The sequence below is a fragment of the Paenibacillus sp. 01T431 genome (assembly GCF_056398625.1).
Genome location: NZ_JBFTPT010000015.1, coordinates 33,073 through 56,104, shown reverse-complemented (window position 1 = coordinate 56,104; position 23,032 = coordinate 33,073). Strand labels below are relative to the sequence as shown.

Annotated in this window: 23 protein-coding genes and 1 other annotated feature; of the genes, 4 read left to right on the top strand and 19 right to left on the bottom strand. The window is 44.8% G+C overall.

Going from position 1 to position 23,032, the window contains the following annotated elements:
• Positions 1-156: 156 nt before the first annotated feature.
• The 12 genes from AC1DM9_RS25260 to ilvB form a co-directional block, all read right to left on the bottom strand.
• Complete coding sequence (locus AC1DM9_RS25260; protein ID WP_477582836.1) at positions 157-864, bottom strand: DNA alkylation repair protein; 708 nt, start codon at positions 862-864, stop codon at positions 157-159.
• 92 nt (positions 865-956) lie between these two features.
• Complete coding sequence (locus AC1DM9_RS25255; RefSeq protein WP_477582834.1) at positions 957-2,480, bottom strand: leucyl aminopeptidase; 1,524 nt, start codon at positions 2,478-2,480, stop codon at positions 957-959.
• 232 nt (positions 2,481-2,712) lie between these two features.
• Positions 2,713-4,083 (bottom strand): ATP-binding protein, encoded by a 1,371-nt coding sequence (locus tag AC1DM9_RS25250; protein ID WP_076268001.1) that lies wholly within the window; start codon positions 4,081-4,083, stop codon positions 2,713-2,715.
• A gap of 198 nt (positions 4,084-4,281) precedes the next feature.
• Complete coding sequence (locus tag AC1DM9_RS25245) at positions 4,282-5,601, bottom strand: anti-sigma factor domain-containing protein (RefSeq protein ID WP_477582832.1); 1,320 nt, start codon at positions 5,599-5,601, stop codon at positions 4,282-4,284.
• Positions 5,598-6,422: an RNA polymerase sigma factor SigI gene (gene sigI / locus AC1DM9_RS25240; RefSeq protein ID WP_441879202.1), complete on the bottom strand. Its 825-nt coding sequence runs from the start codon at positions 6,420-6,422 to the stop codon at positions 5,598-5,600. The genes AC1DM9_RS25245 and sigI overlap by 4 nt, the downstream gene beginning before the upstream one ends.
• Positions 6,423-6,645: 223 nt before the next feature.
• On the bottom strand, positions 6,646-7,062 hold the full coding sequence (locus AC1DM9_RS25235; protein WP_076268004.1) for a hypothetical protein: 417 nt from the start codon (positions 7,060-7,062) through the stop codon (positions 6,646-6,648).
• Between the two features lie 273 nt (positions 7,063-7,335).
• Positions 7,336-7,884, bottom strand: coding sequence for a peroxiredoxin (locus AC1DM9_RS25230; protein ID WP_477509437.1), 549 nt, complete (start codon positions 7,882-7,884; stop codon positions 7,336-7,338).
• Between the two features lie 144 nt (positions 7,885-8,028).
• A complete protein-coding gene (leuB, locus tag AC1DM9_RS25225; RefSeq protein ID WP_339207563.1) occupies positions 8,029-9,108 on the bottom strand; it encodes a 3-isopropylmalate dehydrogenase in 1,080 nt (359 codons plus the stop codon).
• 364 nt (positions 9,109-9,472) lie between these two features.
• The gene (locus AC1DM9_RS25220) at positions 9,473-11,017 is read right to left on the bottom strand and encodes a 2-isopropylmalate synthase (protein WP_076268007.1); all 1,545 of its coding nucleotides are present in this window, start codon (positions 11,015-11,017) and stop codon (positions 9,473-9,475) included.
• A 120-nt stretch (positions 11,018-11,137) separates the two neighbouring features.
• A complete protein-coding gene (ilvC, locus tag AC1DM9_RS25215) occupies positions 11,138-12,130 on the bottom strand; it encodes a ketol-acid reductoisomerase (protein ID WP_076268008.1) in 993 nt (330 codons plus the stop codon).
• 123 nt (positions 12,131-12,253) lie between these two features.
• A complete protein-coding gene (gene ilvN, locus AC1DM9_RS25210; RefSeq protein WP_076268009.1) occupies positions 12,254-12,739 on the bottom strand; it encodes an acetolactate synthase small subunit in 486 nt (161 codons plus the stop codon).
• Entirely contained in the window at positions 12,736-14,481 is a 1,746-nt protein-coding gene (gene ilvB, locus AC1DM9_RS25205; protein ID WP_339207561.1) for a biosynthetic-type acetolactate synthase large subunit, read from the bottom strand. Before ilvB ends, ilvN begins: the two co-directional genes overlap by 4 nt.
• Positions 14,482-14,995: 514 nt before the next feature.
• Here ilvB and AC1DM9_RS25200 point away from each other — a divergent pair.
• Positions 14,996-15,496: a GNAT family N-acetyltransferase gene (locus tag AC1DM9_RS25200; RefSeq protein ID WP_477509438.1), complete on the top strand. Its 501-nt coding sequence runs from the start codon at positions 14,996-14,998 to the stop codon at positions 15,494-15,496.
• A gap of 14 nt (positions 15,497-15,510) precedes the next feature.
• On the opposite strand, the gene AC1DM9_RS25195 is transcribed toward AC1DM9_RS25200, so the two are convergent.
• The 5 genes from AC1DM9_RS25195 to AC1DM9_RS25175 all read right to left on the bottom strand — a co-directional run bounded on the left by AC1DM9_RS25195 (position 15,511) and on the right by AC1DM9_RS25175 (position 18,749).
• Entirely contained in the window at positions 15,511-15,906 is a 396-nt protein-coding gene (locus AC1DM9_RS25195) for a hypothetical protein (protein ID WP_441879209.1), read from the bottom strand.
• A gap of 184 nt (positions 15,907-16,090) precedes the next feature.
• Positions 16,091-16,450 (bottom strand): 50S ribosomal protein L20, encoded by a 360-nt coding sequence (gene rplT / locus AC1DM9_RS25190; protein WP_054028358.1) that lies wholly within the window; start codon positions 16,448-16,450, stop codon positions 16,091-16,093.
• A gap of 50 nt (positions 16,451-16,500) precedes the next feature.
• Entirely contained in the window at positions 16,501-16,698 is a 198-nt protein-coding gene (gene rpmI / locus AC1DM9_RS25185) for a 50S ribosomal protein L35 (protein ID WP_076268012.1), read from the bottom strand.
• A 34-nt stretch (positions 16,699-16,732) separates the two neighbouring features.
• The gene (infC, locus tag AC1DM9_RS25180; protein ID WP_144376751.1) at positions 16,733-17,230 is read right to left on the bottom strand and encodes a translation initiation factor IF-3; all 498 of its coding nucleotides are present in this window, start codon (positions 17,228-17,230) and stop codon (positions 16,733-16,735) included.
• 56 nt (positions 17,231-17,286) lie between these two features.
• Positions 17,287-17,444 (bottom strand) — a sequence feature (ribosomal protein L20 leader region).
• Between the two features lie 66 nt (positions 17,445-17,510).
• Entirely contained in the window at positions 17,511-18,749 is a 1,239-nt protein-coding gene (locus AC1DM9_RS25175; RefSeq protein ID WP_076268014.1) for a glycosyltransferase family 2 protein, read from the bottom strand.
• Between the two features lie 706 nt (positions 18,750-19,455).
• On the opposite strand from AC1DM9_RS25175, the gene AC1DM9_RS25170 reads away from it, so the two are divergent.
• A complete protein-coding gene (locus AC1DM9_RS25170; RefSeq protein WP_076268015.1) occupies positions 19,456-20,028 on the top strand; it encodes a phosphatase PAP2 family protein in 573 nt (190 codons plus the stop codon).
• Here AC1DM9_RS25170 and trmB read toward each other — a convergent pair.
• Both trmB and AC1DM9_RS25160 read right to left on the bottom strand, forming a co-directional pair.
• Positions 20,025-20,792 carry a tRNA (guanosine(46)-N7)-methyltransferase TrmB gene (gene trmB / locus AC1DM9_RS25165; protein ID WP_477582828.1) on the bottom strand — a complete coding sequence of 256 codons (768 nt, stop codon included), beginning with the start codon at positions 20,790-20,792 and terminating at the stop codon, positions 20,025-20,027. The genes AC1DM9_RS25170 and trmB overlap by 4 nt on opposite strands.
• 153 nt (positions 20,793-20,945) lie before the next feature.
• Positions 20,946-21,155, bottom strand: coding sequence for a hypothetical protein (locus tag AC1DM9_RS25160; RefSeq protein ID WP_076268017.1), 210 nt, complete (start codon positions 21,153-21,155; stop codon positions 20,946-20,948).
• A 282-nt stretch (positions 21,156-21,437) separates the two neighbouring features.
• On the opposite strand from AC1DM9_RS25160, the gene mnmL reads away from it, so the two are divergent.
• Positions 21,438-22,403, top strand: a complete 966-nt coding sequence (gene mnmL / locus AC1DM9_RS25155; RefSeq protein ID WP_076268079.1) for a tRNA modification radical SAM protein MnmL/YtqA — start codon at positions 21,438-21,440, stop codon at positions 22,401-22,403.
• A 6-nt stretch (positions 22,404-22,409) separates the two neighbouring features.
• A complete protein-coding gene (gene mnmM, locus AC1DM9_RS25150) occupies positions 22,410-23,003 on the top strand; it encodes a tRNA 5-(aminomethyl)-2-thiouridylate-methyltransferase MnmM (RefSeq protein WP_477582826.1) in 594 nt (197 codons plus the stop codon).
• Positions 23,004-23,032 lie beyond the last annotated feature (29 nt).

The window sequence follows — 23,032 nt, the reverse complement described above, 5'->3', positions numbered from 1 at the left end:
CCCTATTCCACTATGTATTTTCGTTCCGACACACAAAGAAATTGTTCTTTGAGGCATAAATAAAATAAGCTATCTCAAGTTTAACTCATTGAGCCAAACCAAAAATAGCCTTTTTTGAAAATGAATTGTTCATTATATACCATAGGGCATTAACAGTTAGCAGATGCATGTTTTTTTCTTAACGCCTGCTTTTCCCAAAGAAACTGTTTTTTGGATGTAATCACTAGCTAACGGGACCTTGCACGCTGTATTTCCGACATCTACATGTACCTTGCCGATGAATGCTGCAACGGCCTCTGCTTCTTCACGCAGCTCCGAGACATAAATACCGACAATCATAACGAAGGTGTTCATCGTATAACGAACACGATTTTGCTCCGTATGAATAGTTTTCTTTATTCTGTTTAACAAAAAGCGAATTTCATCAAAATCCAGCTGCTCGTCCGGTGTAATAGAGAGGTAATTCGCATAAGTGCTCCAGCCGCACGTTGACACCATTTCTTCCGAGGAGTCTATCCATTCTACTGCCAGCTCATGGGCAAAAGGGCTTTCCGCTGCGACACCTGCTACCGTATATTCTGCTGCCATGTACCAATAAGCTTGTTTGACCCATTGCTGCAGCGTCTCTTTAGCAATGGTTTTTGGATTAACTGAAAGTCCCGCCAAATACATCGCATCGCTATTACTGGACGCAAACAGCTTTAGCGCTAGCTCTTCGTCTTTTTTCACATATTTAACAAGCTTCTTCAAATCACCGATTTTCACACCAAAGAGCGGCTCCATCGCTCCATGACGAATAAAGGTCATTTTTGTTTGCTCATTGCCTAGCCGCTCTAATTCCTTCATTATCTCTTCATAGGTCATATGTCAGCCCTCCATTTTAGTCCACGTATTACTTCGCAAATAAAGGAGGTACGCCATGCGCGGCGAACCTCCAAATCATCACATCTCAAAGCTTATTCTTGCTGTACAATCAATTCAACTAAAGTTCTAACCATGACGCCGGTAGCTCCCTTAGGCTCCCAGCCTCTGCTCGAATCCAGCCATGCAGTTCCGGCAATATCGAGATGCACCCACGGCAATCCTTCGGCAAAATGTCCAATGAACAATCCGCCGGTTATCGTACCGGCATATCTTCCGCCGCTATTTTTCAAATCTGCTGCATCGCTTCTAATCTGCCGCTTATATTCCGGATAAGAAGGAAGCTGCCAGATTCGTTCGCCAGCTCTCTCTGACGCAAGCTGCACCTGTTTGTAGAGCTCGTCATTGTTTGTAATGGCGCCCGTTGCGTGCGTACCCAAGGCTACGGATACGGCACCAGTTAAAGTTGCCACATCAATCAGCTTCGTTGCTCCCCTTGTAATGGCGGTCGTAAGTCCGTCTGCCAGCACTAATCTGCCTTCAGCATCGGTATTCACAATCTCAACGGTATGGCCGCTCATCATGCGCAGCACATCTCCAGGTTTAATCGCTCGGTCCGAAGGCATATTCTCAGCTGTCGGAATGACTGCGATGACGTTGATTGCTGGTTTCAGCTCTCCAATGACGCGAATAGCACCCAGCACAGCAGCAGCGCCGCCCATATCGGAAATCATATCCTGCATGCCTTCCGCTCTCTTCAAGGAAATACCGCCCGTATCAAACGTAATTCCTTTTCCGATTAGTCCCCATGCCTCTTCTGAATTTGGATTGCCTTTATAGTGAATAACGATCATACGCGGTGGATTTATGCTGCCTTGTCCAACACCTAATAGACCGCCCATCCGCTGCTCAGCCGCGCTCCACTCGTCAATGACTTCTATTTCCAAATCAAGCTCACGCGCTAATTCCTCTGCATGATACGCCAACCGTTCTGGCGTAAGATCATTACCAGGTAAATTCGTAAGATCTCTTGCTAAAATGACCCCTTCAGCATACAATCGGCCTTTTGTTATCCCTTGTGTCCATAAAGCGGCTTCCTCTGCGGATGCAGCTGCTCCCTGTGATACGAGTGCAACCTCCTTCAGCGAAAAACGCTCTGCTTTCTCCCGTTTTAACGGCTGTCGATCATGAAGCGCGAGCAGCAAGCCCTCAGTCAGCGCCTGTGCAGTTGACTCCGCTCCAAGGTTTTCGGCTGGCCCTTCAACAAGTGCATCAGACAGTAGTACTTGCACATTTACCGCCTGTAATTTTTTCAATGCTTTGGCTGCAGCCGCTGCTGCAAGCCGCAGGCTCGTAGCTCCGCCATCCTGATCAAGGCCAACAAACACGATATGAGACGCAGGATACAATCCAAGCGTCGGCATAATCTCCGTTTGCTCCGAATCCGCTTTAAACAATCCTTTAGCATAACGTCCTCTAAGCGCTTCATCGATTTGCGGCTGTACGATCGGGGTAACTGCATCTGATTGCGTCAACTCTTTTTTACTGACAAAACGAATAACCGCATCTACATTTGCTTGCTCTGTACCGCGAACCCCGTATGTAAATTGAATAGTCATTATTATTTCCTCGCTCTCCAAATGGATTTGCCTAACCGAATCCATTTCATTTGAATCGTTTCAATCGCTTTTTTCAAACTCATTATACCTAAGCGTTCTCCTCTTTGCCATGTTTATAATTGCAGACTTGTCACTTAGCTAACATGATATGAAAAAGCAAAATACTCCCCGCCCACGATTGGGGGAGAGCATCCGATTCAATTCAGCTAAGCCAATCCTTTTGTAGTGAACATTAAGCTAATGGCAGTGTCAGAATAAATTCAGTTCCTACCCCTAATTGACTATCCACTCTAATCGTACCATTATGATTGCGAACAATTCTGTAGCTTACCGATAAGCCTAACCCTGTACCCGACTGCTTCGTCGTAAAGAAGGGGTCAAACAATCTGCTCATCGTTGCTTTGTCCATGCCTTTTCCATTATCCTTAATAATAATTTCGGCAAATTGTCCATTTCCACGCGTAATAATATCAATAAGGCCCCTTCGCTCGCTCTGAACTTCTTCAATCGCATCGAGTGAATTTTTAATAATGTTCAAAATAACCTGCTTCACTTGTTTAACATCAATCGAGACGAGATGCTCTGAGCAATAACACTCCGCTTTAATTTCGCAATTCCGCATCAAAGCTTCACTTTCTGTCAGAAGCACAACCTCTTTTATTAAATGATCGATAGACACCAATTGTTTCATTGGTGCTGATGGCTTGGACGAATTTAGAAATTCATAAATGATATCATTTGCCCGGTCGATTTCCGTTAAAATAATACGAGCGTATTCTTCTTTGCCCACTTCCAGTAAATATGGCCGCAATAGCTGAATAAAGCCGCGAATGCTTGTCAACGGATTACGAATTTCATGTGCAATTGCAGCAGCAATTTTCCCGAGCATGGCAAGCTTGTCGTTTTGCAATGCCGTCTGCTCAATTTGCTTATATTCAGAAACATCCTTCACGCTAATTAAAAAATCACCGTCTAACTGATCACCGTATGTAACCGTTACCAATAGATGTTTACCATCTTTGTGTTGGAACTCATAATACTTGCTATGCATGAGAAACATTTCTTTGTAGAGTCTAAGAACTGTTCGCTTCGTGCTGCTAGTAAGCCGCCGATGTCTTAATATTTCCTTTATCGTACAACCAATTAATGTTTTCCGAGGGATGTCGAGCAGCTTGGCCATTTGTACATTAATAAACGATAAAATTCCATCACTATCAAACAAAGCAATTCCGCTGTCCATGTGCTGCAAAACATTTTCATACTTATTTTTGACTCGTTCAAAGGAGCGGTTGGACCTGAAAAGCATCTCTCGCATTTCAGTGAATTTTTGCTCCGTTGATCTCTCTGGCTGCAAACGAAATCGGCAAGCAACCATAATCTCCATTAGAAAAACAAAGGAACGATTATATAATCGCACAGCCTCCTCCGAGTCAACATTTGCAGCCAAAGACTGTATGCATTCCTCATGTACGGCAATAATTTCTTCAGGGTTTATTCCGTAAAGCTCCTTGCCAAGCTCGTTAGCATGGAATAATGATACTTCCTTACCACTCCGAATATACTCGGCAAGCGCCGGGAAATAGCGCTTTCGAATGGCCAACATCTTGTACTCCTCCCCGGCAGCATCTATAAATAACGGTTACAGTTACTACTAATCATAGGGCGAGTTTACAATCCCTGTCAATCGGAAATCCTGTCGAATTATGCACCGTAAATAGGCAAAAAGTCTGCCCGAAAGTCATCTAGGACTTTAGCCTACTGCATTCATTTCCTGCTATTTGTTCATTTTTATATCGGAAGTCTAATCATTATTGTTGCTCCCCCGACCTTTATACCATCTATCCCAATCATGCTTCCATTCCTTATTTTTTTTATCATCATATCGATTTTTCCAATTATCATTTTCTTGCTTGCCTTGATGACTGTTTTCGTTATTATTGCGATTATTGTTGCTATCATTGCGATCTCGATTTCGATCATTGTCATCATCATTATTATTTCGATCATGATTATGATTGTTATTATTTTTGTCGTCATCGTTATGATCGTTTTTACCGCCGCTCGGCATTGTAGGCTGAACTGGCTTAGTTGGTTTCCCTGGCGTAATTACCGGCTTGTTGCCCCATGTCCCGTTTTTATTTGGCTTATTAGTTGCGTTGCCTTTATTTACTCCGCTAACGACAGGCTTATTTGGTTTTTCCACTTTTACAGGCTTGTTTGCAGTTGGAGTCGTAGTCGGTTTAATCGGTTTCGGTTTCGTCTTTGTTTCTTCCTTTTGCTGCTTAACCTTATCCTCTTTCTCCAGTGCTACCAGCTTCTTGAGCTTTTCTTTGCTCGTATCTCCCGCATTGCTTACAATTGTCTTTACTCCGCCGATAGACGCTGTTGCCTGATCGATGGATTGCTTTTTCAATTGCTCCAATTCGATACTATAGCCTTCATCCTTTGCCATTAAATATACGGCCATCTTGCCTGAAGAAATACCATTTATAGCTGCTTCCTCACGCACCTCATTAGGCAGCGACAACGTTGTAATTGTAGCAGTTGCTGCTTCTGCTTCAAGCTGAGCGAGCAGCATTTTCAGTTTCTCGTCGACTTTTCCCGTCAAAATATTCTCAAAATCGCCTTTACTCGCAAAATTGTCGTCTAATAAAACACTCGTAATAAAAATATCCTTGTTTGGCGTATCCAGATAATGTGAGCCTTTAGCCCTCTCCAAAATAGAAGCAGCAACCTCTTCCACATGAATACCTGCGTATTTGAGCCCTTTAATAATGACTTCTCCATCTTCATTAAGTGCGCGAAGCTCACGTACTTTCTCGTTTTCATCGACGCCTAGCTCTACGCTTGGATTAATATCCATGCTCACGTAAGCAACTACGGATTGTGAGTCTCTTTGCATGAAAAATAAAAGTGGAACAAACAGAATCAAAATAAGGGCGGCAGCACTCCCATACCAATAAATCGGCCTCTGGATGACGCGCTTCTTAAACTCTTCTTCGAATGTCACTTCTTCTCCGATTTGTGTAGTTCCCTGAATAGGGGCCTGCAAAAATTGACCGTCTGCCGTCATCACAACTGCATACTGCTTATGAATGCTCATAACGACTCCACGTTTCATTTGCTTGCCTCCTTATTCTCGACGATGCGCTCATCGGATATATGTAAATAATCATGCATGTAAGGGTATGTCCCAGAAATGATTAGTGCGATAGCAATAATATATTTTCGATTTCTTTCCACCGTTTTGCGGGAGACGCCGCACATTTCGGTCAGCTCTTTTACAGCCAACTTATTTGTTTGCCTTAAAGAATCTAATAAATCCGTTTCACTTACGAGCGTTTGCGCGATACCAATCAACAGCTTTCTTGAATCGGTATGCTTGGGAGAATTGTCTACCAATTCTGCAAAGGAAATGCCAAATCGCAAAAGCTCTTGATTAAGCTCAGTGATCTCAAGCCTTCTCTCGTCCTCTGTGCGCTTCATTTCAAATGCAGTCATCGCTTGTCTTGTCTCGACTGAATTATATTGAGGCTGCTCCTCATCCTCTGAGTCGAACATACTGTAAGGCACAACCTGAGAATGCCTCTGTTCTTTCCGGACATGGTCAATAAGCCGACGACGAATGACGGTTTCAGCAAATCCGAGAAATGATTTTCCAGCACTGCTGGAAAATTGATTGATGGCTTCATTAAAAGCGAGCAGCGCTATGCTGAATTCATCATCTCGACTCGGATCGATATACCGTTTACAAAATCGACTTGTAACTTTCATTATATATGGCTTATAGTCTGCTATGAACTGCTCACGCAGCAGCTCGTCACCTTCATGAATATGAGCAACCCATTGTTCTGGAGTGAGCTTCTGCTCATCCTCTGCTGCTTTGGCAGAAACAGACTTCCGCAGAAAGCGTTTGAACAAAACAAGTAACAACCGCTCCACCTCACTATTAGTATGATTCGTTTCTGTCTGCCCGGTTTCGGGGGGTACATTCTGAGAAAATCTTAATTTTCATTTAAAAGCATCTTTAGTCCCCTTTATATCGCCAAAAAACCGTTGATTGAGAAACAAACGAATTTAATAAAATTACAAAATGATACATTTTTATATGATCAAAATAAAGAAAAGCCCCCGTGAAGGAGGCTCACCATTCATGTTTAAAAAACTAAACGGAAGTACGGCGTTGACGGAGCTTATTCCTTCTATTGTTGAGCATCCCTAGACGCTTCTTAAGAACAAGCTGCCATTCCGTATCCTCAATTTGCTTAGCAAAGCTTAGCAAATCAAGTGCCATATCGATTTGACTGTGGACAACATCCATTGGATCCTCATTCTCATGGTTAACACAATTCTCAAGCAGCGCCTTGCCTTCTTGCTCTACGTACTCCTGAAAATCAACTTCAGCAGCACCGTCGCCATGTGCATATTCGGCCAGTATCTCATATTCATTTTCAATTAAATAATGAATATCTACACGGTGACAGACAGGACAAAACATAATGGGCACATTGTGAATATGCGTCCGAATATGCTTAAGTGTACCTTTTGTTCCAATCATACTAGCTCCACAGCAAAAACTCATTGACGACTCCTCCTCAAAGGTTTACGCAGTAAACCTATCTTCGTAAGCATCATCTTAGGCTTGCGTAAGCAAACCTATCTTCAAAACCATCATCTAAAGTTTGCGTTAACAAACCTATCATTTTTTATTATCTGTTGCTAAGTATACCATATTCGCTCTGCATGGACGAAATTCCTGCTTTCTCCTCACATTATCCGTATCGCTATGTAGACAAAAACAAAACCCGTACCATTAAATGGCACGGGTTTTGTTAATACTGCTATTCGAAATATATTATTTCGATACCAAAGTTTGTTGACCTGGTTTCCAGTTGATTGGGCAAAGACCACCGGATTGCAAAGCTTGCAATACGCGAAGAGTTTCGTCTACGCTGCGGCCAACGTTGTTGTGGTTAACAACTTGATATTGTACTTCGCCTTCTGGATTGATGATGAATAGACCGCGAAGAGCGATACCTTCTTCTTCAATCAATACACCGTAGTCACGAGCTACGCTTTTCGTAATATCAGCAGCAAGAGGGAATTCTAGTTGACCTAGACCATTATCGTTAACCGGCGTGTTGATCCATGCACGGTGACTATGTTTGCTATCAATGCTGACACCAAGAACTTCAGTGTTCAAGTTTTTGAATTCAGCTGCAGCCATGCTAAGTGCAGTAATTTCAGTTGGACATACGAATGTGAAATCTAGTGGGTAGAAGAACAATACCAACCATTTTCCTTTATAATCTGCAAGTGATGCTGTACCGAAATCTTTACCGTCACCTGTTGCTGTTTCCATTGAAAAATCAGGGGCCTGACGGCCTACCAAACGCTCTGCCATAATAGAAAACCTCCTTGACCTATCCATAAATTTTATTGTTTATGTCACTTCGTCTGTGTGACTTACCTAGTAAATAGTATCACTAGTTTATAAACAAGTCAATATTATAATTAATATTTATTTATAATAATTACAATCTAGATGCTATTTTCTTAGAGCAGCTACGATCAAATCGCCCATTTCTGTTGTGCCAATTGCTGTGCTCTTATCAACAGCAATATCACCTGTACGGTGGCCTGCATCAAGAACTTCTTTCACCGCTGCTTCAATTGCTGCAGCAGCCTCGTGGTAACCAAATGTAAGGCGGAACATAAGCGCTACGGAAAGGATTGTTGCAATTGGGTTGGAGATGCCTTGACCCGCGATGTCAGGTGCTGAGCCGTGTACCGGCTCATACAAGCCGAAGCTGCCTTCGCCAAGCGATGCAGATGAGAGCATTCCGATTGATCCAGTCAGCATAGCAGCTTCATCACTAAGAATGTCGCCGAACATATTTTCTGTTACGATGACATCAAAGCTCGAAGGACGGCGAAGCAATTGCATTGCACAGTTGTCAACAAGCACGTGCTCTAGCTCTACCTCTGGATATTCAGGAGCGATCCGGTTTACCACTTCGCGCCATAGGCGGGATGTTTCTAGTACGTTTGCTTTATCAACAGAAGCAAGACGTTTGCCGCGAGTCATAGCGATATCGAATGCTTGACGAACGATGCGCTCGATTTCTTGCACGTTGTATACGCATGTATCAACCGCTTCTTCGCCGCCAGCGCCTTCACGACGGAATTTCTCGCCAAAGTAAATACCGCCAGTCAATTCACGAACAACGATGAGATCCGTGCCTTCAAGCACTTCTGGCTTCAAAGTTGAAGCTTCTTTCAAGCAATCGAATACGGTAGCTGGACGAATGTTTGAGAAAAGGCCAAGTGCTTTGCGAATGCCTAGCAAGCCTGTTTCTGGACGAAGCTCCTTGGAGTTGTTGTCCCATTTTGGTCCGCCTACTGCGCCAAGCAATACCGCGTCTGCACCTTTGCAAAGGTCAAGTGTTTCTTGCGGCAATGGTGTGCCTTTCTCGTCGATTGCAATACCGCCGAACAAGCCGTGTTCTGTTTCGAATTTGTAGCCGTAAAGCTCCTCGGTTTTTTTGAGCACTTTAAGCGCTTCGCCAACTACCTCAGGGCCGATACCGTCGCCGGCAATAACTGCAATTTTTTTAACTTCTGACATAATAATGTAACACTCCTCGTTTTGAGTTAAACTTGTCCATTCAACGTTTTCAAAAATATAAGAATTTATAAGTTTGTTAGCTTATAAAGGGCTTATATTTCACCGTCAAAGCTACTTCAGCGTCCAAAGGACGCTAAAGCGTTTTTGCTTGGCGAATCCTGTTGAAAAGTTCAAGTCTACACATTCATTCTCATTCTATTATCATTTGTACCATAAAAACGAGTTGATTACCAAGATATAAAATCTATTTACTCTATAGGCTGTAACTATAGGGTCATTCATTATCCCTTTTTTGAAGCTATATCTATCAAAGAACAAAAAAACAGTCCGCCCAAAGGTTATACTCTGGCGAACTGCTTTTCATTTAGATTAGACTCATCTTATCGCGGCGGCCTGGCGTCTTGCGCTTCTCGATCAGTCGATTAAGTGCATCGATGTATGCTCGCGCGCTAGCTTCAAGAATGTCCGTGCTAAGTCCACGTCCTTGAGCAGAAACATCATCCTGCTTTAGTACAACATGAACCTCACCTTGCGCATCCTTGCCTTGCGATACGGATTTGATCGAATAATCTTCAAGCTCCACAACTTCCTGTGTCACCTTATCGATCGCGTTATAGATGGCGTCTACAGAACCGTTGCCGATTGCCGCTTCATCTATGACCTCACCCTCCGCTTTACGAATCCGAACGGATGCGCTTGGCGTAGATTGATTGCCATAACTGACTTGGATCATTTCTAATTTGAATACTTCCGGCGTATCGATGAGCTTCTCTTCAAGCAGAGCAAGAATATCCTCATCACTTACGGTTTTCTTGCGATCTGCCAAATCTTTAAATTTAGCAAAAGCAGCATTAACCGCTTCGTCCTCAAGCTCATAACCTAGGTCGATCAGCTTCTCACGGAACGCATGGCGTCCTGAATGCTTGCCAAGCACCAGCTTGGATTCCTTCAGTCCGATCGTATCCGGTGAAATGATTTCATACGTTGTTTTTTCTTTCAGCATGCCATCCTGATGAATACCAGATTCATGCGCGAATGCATTGGCACCAACAATTGCTTTGTTGCCTGGAACGACCATGCCCGTCAGCTTGCTGACAAGGCGGCTCGTCTTGGCAATTTCTTTCAGGTTCAGCGTCGTTTGAGCTCCGAAGTAGTCCGGACGCGTAGCAAGAGCCATTGCAATCTCTTCGATCGCTGTGTTGCCTGCGCGCTCCCCGATACCATTGATCGTACCCTCAACTTGATCTGCACCATTCAAGATCGCTGCTAGCGAATTTGCAGTCGCCATGCCGAGATCATTGTGACAATGTGCGCTCAGCTGAATTTTTTCGATATTCGGCACATTTTCCTTCAACACCTTGAAGATGTTCCCAAATTCTTGCGGATTCATATAACCGACCGTGTCCGGAATGTTTACGACCGTTGCTCCCGCTTTAATGGCCATCTCAACGACCTGACACAGAAAGTCCAGCTCTGTACGTCCTGCATCCTCTGCTGAGAATTCAACTTTGTCAAAATATTGCTTTGCATACCGAATGGCACGCTCTGCCGTTTCAAGCACCTGCTCCTTCTCCATCCGCAGCTTGTGCTTGCGGTGAATCGGACTTGTAGCAAGAAATACGTGAATGCACGGATCCTGTGCGCCGATAAGCGCTTCACGAACAGCATCGATATCCTGCTCACGCGAGCGTGAGAGTCCGATAACTGTAGCATTTTTAACTGCTCGTGCTACCGCATTAACTGCAGCAAGGTCTCCCGGAGACGCAGCAGGGAAGCCAGCTTCCATGCGGTCCACTCCCAGCCTTTCAAGCTGAAGGGCAATCTCTACCTTTTCCTTCGTGTTCAGGTTAACCCCAGGAGATTGCTCTCCATCACGAAGCGTTGTATCGAAAACATATATTTTCCGCATTTGTGCAATGCACCTCCGTGAACAAAATGATCCCGGTGCGCTCGGACCACATGGCGATACTACGTGCTCATCGTCAAACGATCCGGCGAACCGGGATATTTTCCTACATTCTATCTTTTATTACTTCTTGATCCAGTGCATCAATTCACGAAGCTGTGCGCCTGTTTTTTCAATCGGGTGAGCAGCTTCATTACGGCGAGTAGCTGTAAGCATTGCACGGTTCGATTGGTTTTCCAAGATGAAGTCACGAGCAAAACGACCGGATTGGATATCTTCCAATACACGTTTCATTTCTTTTTTCGTTTCTTCAGTAACAATGCGAGGACCAGTTACATAATCGCCGTATTCAGCTGTGTTGGAGATAGAATCGCGCATGGACGCCATTCCGCCTTCATACATCATATCAACGATCAATTTAAGCTCGTGCAAGCACTCGAAGTAAGCCATTTCTGGAGCGTAGCCAGCTTCAACAAGCGTTTCAAAACCAGCTTTAACTAGTGCAGTAGCGCCACCGCAAAGAACGGCTTGCTCACCGAACAAATCTGTTTCTGTTTCTTCTTTGAAAGAAGTTTCGATAACGCCTGCACGAGTACAGCCGATACCTTTAGCATATGCAAGACCGATAGCTTTAGCATTGCCAGTAGCATCTTGCTCAATAGCGATTAGTCCAGGAACGCCAAAGCCTTCTTGGTACGTACGGCGAACCATGTGACCAGGAGATTTTGGAGCTACCAAGAATACATCTGTATCTTTGTTCGGAACGATTTGTCCGTAGTGAATGTTGAAGCCGTGGGAGAACATAAGAGCCGCGCCTTTTTTCAAGTTAGGAGCGATTTCATCATTGTACACTTTCGCTTGTGTTTCATCAGGAAGCAAAATTTGAACAACGTCAGCCACTTTAGTTGCTTCAGCAACTGTAAGTACTTCGAAACCATCTTTTTTAGCAACGTCTGCGGATTTACCAGGACGAAGACCAATAACAACTTTCAAGCCGCTGTCGCGAAGATTTTGTGCTTGAGCGTGACCTTGGCTGCCGTAACCGATAACTGCAATTGTTTTACCTTGTAGTACGCCTTGATCAGCGTCTTTTTCATAGTACATTGTAACTGCCATATTAATAATTGCCTCCTTTAGTTTAACCCTTTTGAGCGGGTGTTTAAGCAGAGAATGACCCTTAAGCAGCGGTTCTCCCCTTAAACTCCCGCTCAAAGCGGGATGTTGAATGATGAACTCTTATTACTTGGAATTGCCTCTGTTTAATGCTGTTACTCCTGTGCGCGACAGTTCACGAATGCCATACGGTTTAAGCAGTTCAACCATAGCATCGATTTTTTCAGTGTCCCCTACTACTTGTACCATAAGCGAATGAGTGCCAATGTCCACAACCGCTGCGCGGAAAGTTTCAACAACACCTAAAATTTCCGGACGAGATGCTGGCTCTGCATTCACTTTAATGAGTGCAAGCTCGCGGCCAACCATCGGATTTGAGCTAAGATCAATGACCTTAATAACGTCAATCAGCTTATAAAGCTGCTTCGTTACTTGCTCGAGCGTATGATCATCACCAGAAGTGACGATGACCATACGCGACAAGCCTGCTTCTTCACTGGAACCAACCGTTATGCTTTCAATGTTGAAGCCGCGGCGTCCGAACAAACCAGATACGCGCTGTAGAACGCCGGGCTGATCGTTAACGATTACTGCGATCGTGTGTTTTTTCATTCCGCATCCCCCATGATCATTTCGTCGATGGTGCTTCCTTGCGCTACCATTGGGTATACGTTCTCTTCTTTGCGAACGACGAACTCAACAACAGCTGGACCAGGATGGCGTAATGCTTCTTCCCATGCGGCACGAGCTTCTTCTTTGTTCGTTGCGCGGAAGCCTTTAACTCCGTAAGCTTCTGACAGCTTCACAAAGTCTGGGCTGCCTGAGAGATCAATATGACTGTAGCGGTTGTCATAGATAAGCTCCTGCCACTGTCTTACCATACCGAGCACCTGATTATTGATAATTACTACCTTAACCGGAATGTTGTTAATTGCGCAAATCGCAAGCTCTTGCGCACACATTTGCATCCCGCCGTCACCATTAATGGAAACGACTACGCGATCCGGATTCGCCATTTGAGCGCCGATAGCAGAAGGGAATCCGAAGCCCATTGTGCCTAGCCCTCCGGAAGTAACCCATGAACGAGGCTTATTGAACTTGTAATACTGTGCAGCCCACATTTGATGTTGACCAACGTCAGTTGTTACAATCGCATCGCCATTCGTTGTCTCATGGATCAGCTCAACAACCCACTGCGGCTTAAGCTCAACGTCAGAATCCGTATAGCTGAATGGATATTGCTCACATGAAGCTTTGAGTTTCGCACGCCAATCATCCGCTTTATCTGCGCGTTTCGCGAGCTTATTTACAATCTCAAGAACAGTCTTCACATCGCCGACAATCGGGATGTCTGTTGGTACGTTTTTGCCGATTTCCGCTGGATCGATATCGATGTGTACGATTTTCGCCAGTGGAGCAAAGCCCGCAAGCTTGCCGGTTACGCGGTCATCGAAGCGAGCGCCAATATTAATTAGCAAGTCTGCGCTTTGAATCGATTTATTTGCCGTATATGTGCCATGCATGCCTGGCATGCCTAGGAATAAATCATTGCCGCTTGGGAAAGCTCCCAAACCAAGCAATGTTGTTGTAATTGGTATTTGCGTTTTAGTAACGAATTCGAACAGCTCTTCATGTCCGCCAGAGTAAACGACTCCGCCGCCTGCTAGTATAAGCGGGCGCTCCGCTTGTTCAATCGCCTTAATCAGCTTATCCACTTGATTTTTGTTAGGCGTGACCGTTGGATTGTAACCACGGATGCTTACTTCTGTTACTGGCTTGAACAATGTCTTAGCCGCTGAGATGTCCTTCGGAATATCGATCAATACTGGACCTTTGCGCCCTGTGTTGGCAATATGGAATGCTTCGTGAATAATACGAGGCAAATCCTCAACGTCGCGAACCAAGTAGCTGTGTTTAGTGATTGGCATTGTGATTCCCGTAATGTCTGCCTCTTGGAAAGCATCGCTGCCAATCAGGCTGGAGATGACATTACCGGTAATAACAACTAGTGGTACGGAATCCATATATGCAGTTGCAATTCCCGTCACGAGGTTTGTTGCACCAGGACCTGATGTAGCGATACATACGCCTACTTTGCCGCTTGCGCGGGCGTAACCGTCTGCCGCGTGAATCGCGCCTTGCTCATGCCGTGTTAGTAAATGATTGAAATCGGGGTTTCCGTGCATCGCGTCATAAATGTACAACACTGCTCCACCTGGATAGCCGAACACACAATCTACACCCTCAAGCAATAGACTTCTTAGCAAAATTTCCGAACCAGAAATAACCTCAGGTTTCGAAATTCTTTCCTTCATTTCCTCTTTTGACTTCAGTGTTGCACCTTGCGTTATCATCAGTCATCCTCCTCTCAGAAAAAACAAAAAAACCTCTCGTTCCTCATGCTCCAATACGAAGCAACGAGGGACGAAAGGTATATCTTCCGTGGTACCACCCAAATTCGTTACACATCTCCCGATGTATAACCTCTACAAGTAAGAACGTCATGCATATACGTTCTACCAATGGCACTGTAACGCTTGCCCTGCGATTCCCCCTAATAGGCAACACATGGTTGCTTTTCAAGGAAACAGCTCCGAGGTGAGCTCGTAGAAAAGGGATTTTGGCGATGGTTGCAGCTAATCCATCCGCTCTCTGTTCAAAAGGGCCCTAAGCACTTCGTCCTCATCAATGCTGATTTTGTATTTACCACATGGTACGAATACCAGTACGTGGTAGATAAGACTTTCCTTATTATATGCCGTGAATCTCCGTTCGTCAAGAACCATAAACAACTCTTGTTGTAAAATGTATTCGGCGCAATCCTTTAGCGCGCTACATATACTAGTTTAGCCCTAATGCGGCAAATTCATGCTGCGTCCCAGATCCATTTGGCGCGGTAGAAATGGAATGATGAGCATGATTCGTATTTATGAGCCAAGGTATGATCAAGCCGAAGTGGTTCGCCTCATTCGCAATGAGCTTATTCCCTTATCCCATACGGTACACCAACATGATGCGCAAACGATTCGAGAGCTCCCTAAGCGTTTCCGTCGCGGTGTTACTTTTGTAGCATCCTTATCTAAAAAAAGCCCTCCAGTCTCCTTCATCCATTTTGAAGTGATGGGTGAGGTGCTTTATTTAGATATGATCGTCACGCATCCTGATCATCGGAATAGACAATGGGGCAGAAAATTAATAGCTCATAGCGAAGCTTACGGCAAAACGCAGAATTGCAAAGTTGCCAGGCTGTTTGTCGATCAGGTTAATGGTAAAGCACATCAACTCTATAGTAAGCTTGGTTACTATACCGTCCAATACTATCCTGAGCTGCGCTGCTACGAATTACTTAAACCGCTCACCCCGCTATGATTACTTAATTGCCATTAAAAACCGTTGTAGCCCTGGTTTCCATAACCGCCGTAGCCAGCATTGCCGTTATAACCAGCATTGCCACCATAGCCACCATAGTTGCCATTGCCGTATTGGTTAAAATTGTTATTGCAGCAGTTGCCGCCGCCGCCGTAGCCACCGCCAAAACCACCACCAAAGCCGCCGCCCCATAAAGGAAGCGTGCCGATGGCAAGAAGGTCAAACAATACGAGAGGCAAAATTGCTTTCGTTTGCACGAGCTTGCCTTTGTCTTTTTCGAGTGGAGCGACGATCAGTTTATTTTGGTGTACCCGAACGAGCTTGCCAGTGACGACAGAGCCGTCAGGACGTACTGCATAAATGGATTTGCCGACCAGTTTCCGTACTTGCTGCTTGGAAACGTTACGCATGCGAAATCCCTCCCTTCCCGTTGTCCTACAGCATATTCGCGGAGGGTGGCATCCGTCTGTTTATTTGTCCTCTGCTCTAATAAATGTGCGCATGTCGGTTCATTTTCGCAAAAAAAAACGCAAAAAAGGCTGTCCAAAAATCATCGATTAGATGACTTGGACAGCCCTTATATGCGGTCAACGCCTAAGCGTTAATTTTTTCTTTTGCAATGCCAGCAAGCGAGTTGAACGAAGTCATATCGTTAACTGCAAGGTCAGCAAGGATTTTGCGGTTTACTTCTACGCCCGCAAGTTTCAAGCCGTGCATGAATTTGTTGTACGAAAGTCCGTTAATACGAGCTGCCGCGTTAATACGAACGATCCACAGTCTGCGGATGTCACGTTTTTTGTTGCGACGGTCACGGTAAGCGTACATTAGGGACTTACCAACTTGCTCCTTCGCTGTTTTAAACAGACGATGTTTCGAACCGAAATAACCTTTAGCTAGCTTTAGAATTCTTTTGCGACGACGAGTGCGGACAAAACCGCCTTTAACTCTTGCCATGAGTGGAAACCTCCTGTAGGTTGAATTAGCTTATTTGGTGTAGCTTATTATTACAAGTTAGCAAGGCCTTGTTTCAAACGACGAACATCGCCAGCAGCCATAAGCGGTTGGCCAGCAAGTACGCGTTTTTGACGACCGGATTTGTGTGAAAGCAAGTGGTTACGGTAAGCTTTGTAACGTTTTACTTTACCAGTTCCAGTAATTTTAAAGCGGTCTTTCAGACTGCTGTGAGTTTTCATCTTAGGCATATCAGTTATCCTCCTTAAAGTTCTTCATCAGTTGTTAGCTGTTGGTTTTGGGTGCCAAAATCATAATCATGCTCCGGCCTTCCAGCTTAGGAGCGCGCTCAACGCTGCATAATTCGGCAACCTCTTTTGAAAGACGATCCAAAATCTTTTGGCCTAGAGATGCATGTGCAATCTCACGACCGCGGAATCTTACGGATGCTTTCACTTTATCGCCTTCATTGAGAAACTTAACAACGTTACGAAACTTCGTTTGGTAGTCATTTTCATCAATGTTAGCACGGAACCAAACTTCTTTAAGATCAACGATCTTTTGGTTTTTGCGTGCTTCTTTTTCTTTCTTCTGCTGCTCATAACGGAATTTTCCGTAGTCCATGATGCGGCATACCGGCGGTTTAGCCGTCGGTGCGACGTTCACCAGGTCCAAATTCAGCTCGATAGCAAGCTGCATAGCATCGCGAATGGATTTAATACCGATTTGCTCGCCTTCAGCGCCTACTAAACGCACTTCTCTGGCCCGGATTTCATCATTGATTTGATGTTCTCTGCTAATAACGTGCCACCTCCAAAAATGGTTTGTTCATGTCTCCACGCAATAAAAAAATGCGGGTTCGCTCGAACCCGCATCTCATAACCGTACATGTATGTCAGAGCATCACTTCAGTTGAAATGATGGAATGACTAATCGATTATCGCGAACCAGCCAGCCTGAGCCGAAAGGTGAGAAGCGGGTGCTTCTGCTTGTGCGTATTAAGTTAGTTGTAAATGTTACCGTGTTACTATACCATGGCCTACAAAGCCTTGTCAACAAGCGATTACACTTGTTTGCTTTGAACTTCTTCAAGACGGATGACGCGTGTATGCTGGGTATGACTCCACTTTTTGTTGTTTTGCGTGAAGAATGCATGCACCGTTATCGGCCACCATGACAAGGTGAACAATAGAAAGGTCGGAATCCGCAAATATAGCTTCCACGAAACTTTAGCCATATACATGGATAAAGGTATTTGCACAAAAATATATGCCATGTACGGAATGCTTAGCCAAATTGGAAGCAGGTTGTACACGGAGGTGACGTTATCTCCGCCTGACAGCAGGATGTCTCCCCAAATGATCGCTGCAATAAAAAATCCAGCCAAATAATTATAGGCATTGAACACATAAAGGGCCGCATCAATCTTCGTCATGCTGCGATCCTTGATTCCCTGCCAAAGCAGAGGAAGCATATGTTTACGAGTAACATCAAAGTGTCCTTGCATCCAGCGAAGCCTTTGGCGAGCTGATGCTTGGAACGTAATCGGCTTCTCGTCGAACACCTTTGCCTCAAAGTTGAACTTCGGATAAATTCCGCGTTTAATGCAGCGGACTGTAAATTCTAAATCTTCAACCAAGCTTGTAGCTCCCCAGCCCATTTCCTGAAGCAGCTTTGAATCAAAGCACATGCCTGTTCCGCCTAGAAAGTTGGCAAGACCAAGATTTGTACGCGGAAGCTGCCAGAGCCGGTTGCAGAACCAGTAGTTGATTGCATTTGCTGAGCTGACCCAAGAATCATTTGGATTTTTTGTATCCAGGTAGCCTTGAATAACTCGGAATCCATTGCTCAAATCATTGTTCATGTACTGCAAGAAATCAGTCGCTACAAGGTTATCGGCATCAAAGATCGCTACGCCGTCGTAGCTCTTTGGCATAGCCCACAACTCTTTAAGCATCCACTCAACTGCAAAGCCCTTGCCGCGTTGATTTGGATTTTCACGAACACATGCATATACTCCATCATAACTATTTACAACATCGACTGTACCATCGGTGCAATTATCGCAAATTACAAAAATATCATAAAGCTCCCGTGGATATTTCATTTTTTGCAAGTTTTCAATCAGTGCGCCAACAACCTGCTCTTCGTTATGAGCGGCTATCAGCAGTGCGAATGTTTTTTTCGGTGCATGAGAAAGATCTTCTTTTTTACGCCGCCATCCGAAAAACGTTAAAAACAGCTGATACACACCTAGCAACGCAAATAGAATTTGAACCACAAACATAATCGTATTGAACATGCGGCATTACCCCTTTAGACCCCATTTTTTTTGCTTTTTTTCAGCATCCACCCGTGGCTGCCGTAAGCTTTTTATTATATATTTTCTCTTTGTATGAGTGTTTCTCTGCAAACACTCTCGGACCATAATTGATTCTCCACAGAAACAACTTCTTTGTCAAAAGTTGAATTAGTCTTCATTGCGCTTAATCTCGGCAGAAAAACGCTTGCATTGCTCACGGATGAATACATTACCTCCTTTTACGACGACTCAGCCTTATTTTCAACCAATTGCTAAGTTTTTAGCACTAACGTCCTTATTTACGTTAAAATGTGTGAAAATGTTTCTTAAATCGAAATAGGTCTATGTGACGAACAAGTGAACGAGAAAGTTCCGTTCCGACATCTTTTGCGGTTTCGACAGACCCTGTCACAACCGTGTGGAATTTGTCCATTACAGTTTTACCATCAAATGCACATTATTAAACAGTAATTTGAAATCAATATTTATTCCCTGTATTTGGAGCGAAAACRGGATACCGATAGACGCATGACAGCGCATTCTCATCAGGCAGCACCCATGGAAAGCAAGTTAGTGCTATAATACTTACTTATCCTTAATATAGGGACAAGAAATAGTTTACGCTTAGCGAACAAAAACATGCTAAAATTAAGTCTGGAATTGATAAATGTTATAGAAGTAAGCCACCGTTAGGAGGATGACAGCGATGGAACGAATGATAGGCTGGCTGAAAACGAGTGAGCAAAGATTATTGATTTGGGCAAACCGGAGACCTTCAGGGAGAAAAAGACATCGAATTCTGGGGAAATGGTTAAGTACGGTCACACATATGGGCGGCGCAACCTTTACGCTCGCAACCGCCCTTCTATATGCACTACTTGCACCTGCTCCTTGGAGCCTTACTGGGTGGCAATGCTTGACTGCGGTCGTCATAAGCCATTTGCCAGTAGCAATTGTAAAGCGTAAATTCAAACGGCTTCGACCTTATCAAGCGCTGCCTGATGTAAATACATGTCATAAGCCGCTTGTCGATTCTTCATTTCCATCCGGACACACAACAGCGATCTTCGCATGGCTAGTCCCTATATTGCTGACTAGCGGGATATGGATGACTCTGCTGGTGCCGCTTGCGTTAATAATTGGACTATCCGTTGGATGGTCAAGGATGTATCTAGGGCTGCATTACCCATCCGATGTTGCAGCTGGCGCACTGATCGGAACGATAACAGCTTTGGCAGTCAATTATTCTTGGGTATCGTCTGCAGTAGGACTAAATTAATTATCCTCGTCATCCGAATCATTCGATACGGATTCTGATGCCTCAGCTTCCTCTTTAAGCGACTTCTCATGTTTCGCTTCACGATGCTTCCGAATAGCCTCGGACCCGATAACGGCTTCAACACGATAAATGTTTTGTCCTTTTTCCATAAACTTCATCTCATATTCCGTAAACACAAGGTCCTCTCGAGGGCCTTCTTTGTGTAAATGAAGCGAAATATTGCGCATGATAAGCTCCATTTCCGCGAAGCTGTTCAATGAAAACTCAAACAGAGATTGTGAATCCGTCTTAAAATGGATCTCGCCGCGCTCGTTAAGCAGTTCAATATACTTGGCAACAAGTCTTGGATGCGTTAGTCTTCTGCGCGCATGCTTAGCCTTTGGCCATGGATCGCTAAAATTCAGATGGACGCGTTCAATCTCACCCGGAGCAAACATCGTCTCAATTCCTTCAATATTAGCGCGAAGCAGCGCAAGATTGGGCGGATGCGACTCCCCTTTTTGCTCCCATACGATGCGTGCCTTCTCGCTTGCGCGGCGAAGAAGCTCATCATACATGTCGACACCAATAAAATTGATGTGCGGGTAGCGAGCGCTCATTTGACTAATAAAACGACCCTTGCCCATGCCAAGCTCTACATATATAGGCTGGTCGTTGCCAAAAAACTCACGCCACTTGCCTTTGTGCGGCGCAGCATCGAGCACGACTAGCTCCGGCTGACCCTCTAAACTTTCACGAATACCTTTTCTTCCTCTTAAACGCATATGCAGTGATTCCTCCATTTATCGTAGACGATGCAACGAATAGACTAGTCCTTATTGTGCCCAAGAAATTGAGCAATGTAAAGAGGATAGAAAAAAGCCGCAGCCAATTACTGGCGATGCGGCTTGCTTATCATGTCATTGGATGTATAGTCGTTACAGCAAAAGCTGATACGGAATCGGAGCGTTCTCTTTCTGCTCACGCTCGTATGTTCCCACTAATACTTCATTCAACTTCTTGCGAGCGGAAATTTCTACACCATGATTATTGTGAAAGCGGACGCCTGTAAGCGCCATCAATTCTTTTACAGTTAGCTCAACAGTTACAGTATCGTCGCCGTGCGGTATTTTGGTTACATTATTCATCTCTAATCACCTCATCGATTTATTAGTAAGAGTATTTCCATTTAATCGACGTTTCATGAATGCAGGTGCATATGGGCTATGTTAGGTTTATTTGTTGTTTTGTCGCACTTTTAATATAACACTTCATGTAAGGTTACGCAAGTCTAAAAACACCCATTTCAAAAAATATTTCCAATTAAAGCGTTTTCCGAACATTCAATATCTATTCGCATGACAAACGTGGCTTTTCCACTCGTTTTTCGCTAAAATATAGGGTGTAGGTCTTGAATGAAGGGGAAAACGATGATTAAATTATCAACATCGCAACACCAGCAGCCACTGCTTTGGGGCGATAAACGATTTCATACATGGAATTACGAAATGCATGAGCAGTTGGGAGGCAAGGTATTCAAGGTTACGCTTGATGCCGGCTTCACTTGCCCGAATCGTGACGGGTCCATTGCAAAGGGCGGCTGTACATTTTGCAGCGCTCGAGGTTCCGGTGATTTCGCGGGCAGCAGGCGGGACGACCTCGTTACACAATTCAATAAAATACGGGACCGTCAGCATCAGAAATGGCAAAATGCGCAGTATATTGGGTATTTCCAAGCTTATACAAATACGTATGCGCCCGTTGAAGAGCTTAGGGAATATTATGAAGTCATTTTGCAGCAGCCTGGCGTTGTTGGTTTGTCCATTGCAACACGTCCTGATTGCTTGCCCGATGATGTAGTCGATTATTTGGCTGAGCTGAATGAGCGAACCTACCTTTGGGTGGAGATGGGACTTCAAACCGTGCACGAATCCACTTCAGAGCTCATTAACCGTGCACATGATACAGCCTGCTATCTCGATGCCGTAAAGCGTCTTCGGGAACGCGGCATTCGCGTATGTGCGCATATCATTTACGGTCTTCCTCAGGAAACGCATGAAATGATGCTTGATACAGGTCGCGCCGTCGCCAAGATGGACGTGCAAGGCATTAAAATTCATTTGCTTCATCTCATGCGCAAGACGCCGATGGTACGTCAGTACGAGGCTGGTCTGCTTCAATTTCTTGAGCAGGATGAATATGTGAAATTGATTGTTGATACACTTGAGTTTCTGCCGCCAGAAATGATCGTGCATCGCCTTACGGGAGATGCGCCGCGTGACCTGTTGATTGGTCCGATGTGGAGCATGAATAAATGGTCAGTGCTGAATGCCTTCGACGACGAGCTTACGCGCCGCAATACGTGGCAAGGCAAGCTATGGCAGCAGGAGGTTTAGCGAAATATGGGGTTTCTATCAGTCCTAAGCATGGCTCACAAATGGATCAACGAGCGTACCTCGCCGGGTGACATTGTCATTGATGCTACTGCCGGCGGCGGTGTAGATACACTTGCGCTTGCCGAGCTTGTTGGACCTAACGGCACAGTATATGCCTTTGATATCCAGCAAGAGGCGCTTGATCGCACGCAAGAGCGCCTTTCTTCCCTTCAAAATAACAATAAGCTTCCCGATATTAAACTTGTGCTGAGCAATCACGCAAGTATGGCTGAGACTGTTGATCCTTCTATTATCGGACAAGTCTCAGCCGTAATGTTCAATCTCGGTTATTTGCCGGGAAGCGATGATCTCACGATCATAACCGAGCCTGCAACAACACTGGCTGCGCTCGATGCAGCTATCATGCTGCTGCGTCCTGGAGGTATCGTGACCTGCGTTTTGTATCCAGGGCATCCTGGCGGTGCTGAGGAAGCCGCCTCCGTGGAATCATGGGCAGAGCAGCTGCCTCAAAGCTTAGCGCAGACCGTTATTTACAGGCAGACCCAGCGCAAGTCAGCCCCTTACCTTATAGCGGCAGAGAAGCGTCCAACTGCTCGTTAATCTTTTGCAACGCGCTCACCTTACAGCTC

Coding starts and splice junctions, on each gene's coding strand:
- AC1DM9_RS25250 (WP_076268001.1), bottom strand. CDS start 4,083: ATGTTGGCCATTCGAAAGCGCTATTTCCCGGCGCTTGCCGAGTATATT.
- rplT (WP_054028358.1), bottom strand. CDS start 16,450: ATGGCAAGAGTTAAAGGCGGTTTTGTCCGCACTCGTCGTCGCAAAAGA.
- AC1DM9_RS25200 (WP_477509438.1), top strand. CDS start 14,996: ATGCTGCGTCCCAGATCCATTTGGCGCGGTAGAAATGGAATGATGAGC.
- AC1DM9_RS25170 (WP_076268015.1), top strand. CDS start 19,456: ATGGAACGAATGATAGGCTGGCTGAAAACGAGTGAGCAAAGATTATTG.
- AC1DM9_RS25175 (WP_076268014.1), bottom strand. CDS start 18,749: ATGTTCAATACGATTATGTTTGTGGTTCAAATTCTATTTGCGTTGCTA.
- AC1DM9_RS25230 (WP_477509437.1), bottom strand. CDS start 7,884: ATGGCAGAGCGTTTGGTAGGCCGTCAGGCCCCTGATTTTTCAATGGAA.
- AC1DM9_RS25260 (WP_477582836.1), bottom strand. CDS start 864: ATGACCTATGAAGAGATAATGAAGGAATTAGAGCGGCTAGGCAATGAG.
- AC1DM9_RS25160 (WP_076268017.1), bottom strand. CDS start 21,155: ATGAATAATGTAACCAAAATACCGCACGGCGACGATACTGTAACTGTT.
- trmB (WP_477582828.1), bottom strand. CDS start 20,792: ATGCGTTTAAGAGGAAGAAAAGGTATTCGTGAAAGTTTAGAGGGTCAG.
- AC1DM9_RS25245 (WP_477582832.1), bottom strand. CDS start 5,601: ATGAAACGTGGAGTCGTTATGAGCATTCATAAGCAGTATGCAGTTGTG.
- leuB (WP_339207563.1), bottom strand. CDS start 9,108: ATGTCAGAAGTTAAAAAAATTGCAGTTATTGCCGGCGACGGTATCGGC.
- AC1DM9_RS25220 (WP_076268007.1), bottom strand. CDS start 11,017: ATGCGGAAAATATATGTTTTCGATACAACGCTTCGTGATGGAGAGCAA.
- AC1DM9_RS25255 (WP_477582834.1), bottom strand. CDS start 2,480: ATGACTATTCAATTTACATACGGGGTTCGCGGTACAGAGCAAGCAAAT.
- mnmL (WP_076268079.1), top strand. CDS start 21,438: ATGATTAAATTATCAACATCGCAACACCAGCAGCCACTGCTTTGGGGC.
- AC1DM9_RS25195 (WP_441879209.1), bottom strand. CDS start 15,906: ATGCGTAACGTTTCCAAGCAGCAAGTACGGAAACTGGTCGGCAAATCC.
- ilvC (WP_076268008.1), bottom strand. CDS start 12,130: ATGGCAGTTACAATGTACTATGAAAAAGACGCTGATCAAGGCGTACTA.
- ilvN (WP_076268009.1), bottom strand. CDS start 12,739: ATGAAAAAACACACGATCGCAGTAATCGTTAACGATCAGCCCGGCGTT.
- rpmI (WP_076268012.1), bottom strand. CDS start 16,698: ATGCCTAAGATGAAAACTCACAGCAGTCTGAAAGACCGCTTTAAAATT.
- mnmM (WP_477582826.1), top strand. CDS start 22,410: ATGGGGTTTCTATCAGTCCTAAGCATGGCTCACAAATGGATCAACGAG.
- ilvB (WP_339207561.1), bottom strand. CDS start 14,481: ATGATAACGCAAGGTGCAACACTGAAGTCAAAAGAGGAAATGAAGGAA.
- AC1DM9_RS25235 (WP_076268004.1), bottom strand. CDS start 7,062: ATGAGTTTTTGCTGTGGAGCTAGTATGATTGGAACAAAAGGTACACTT.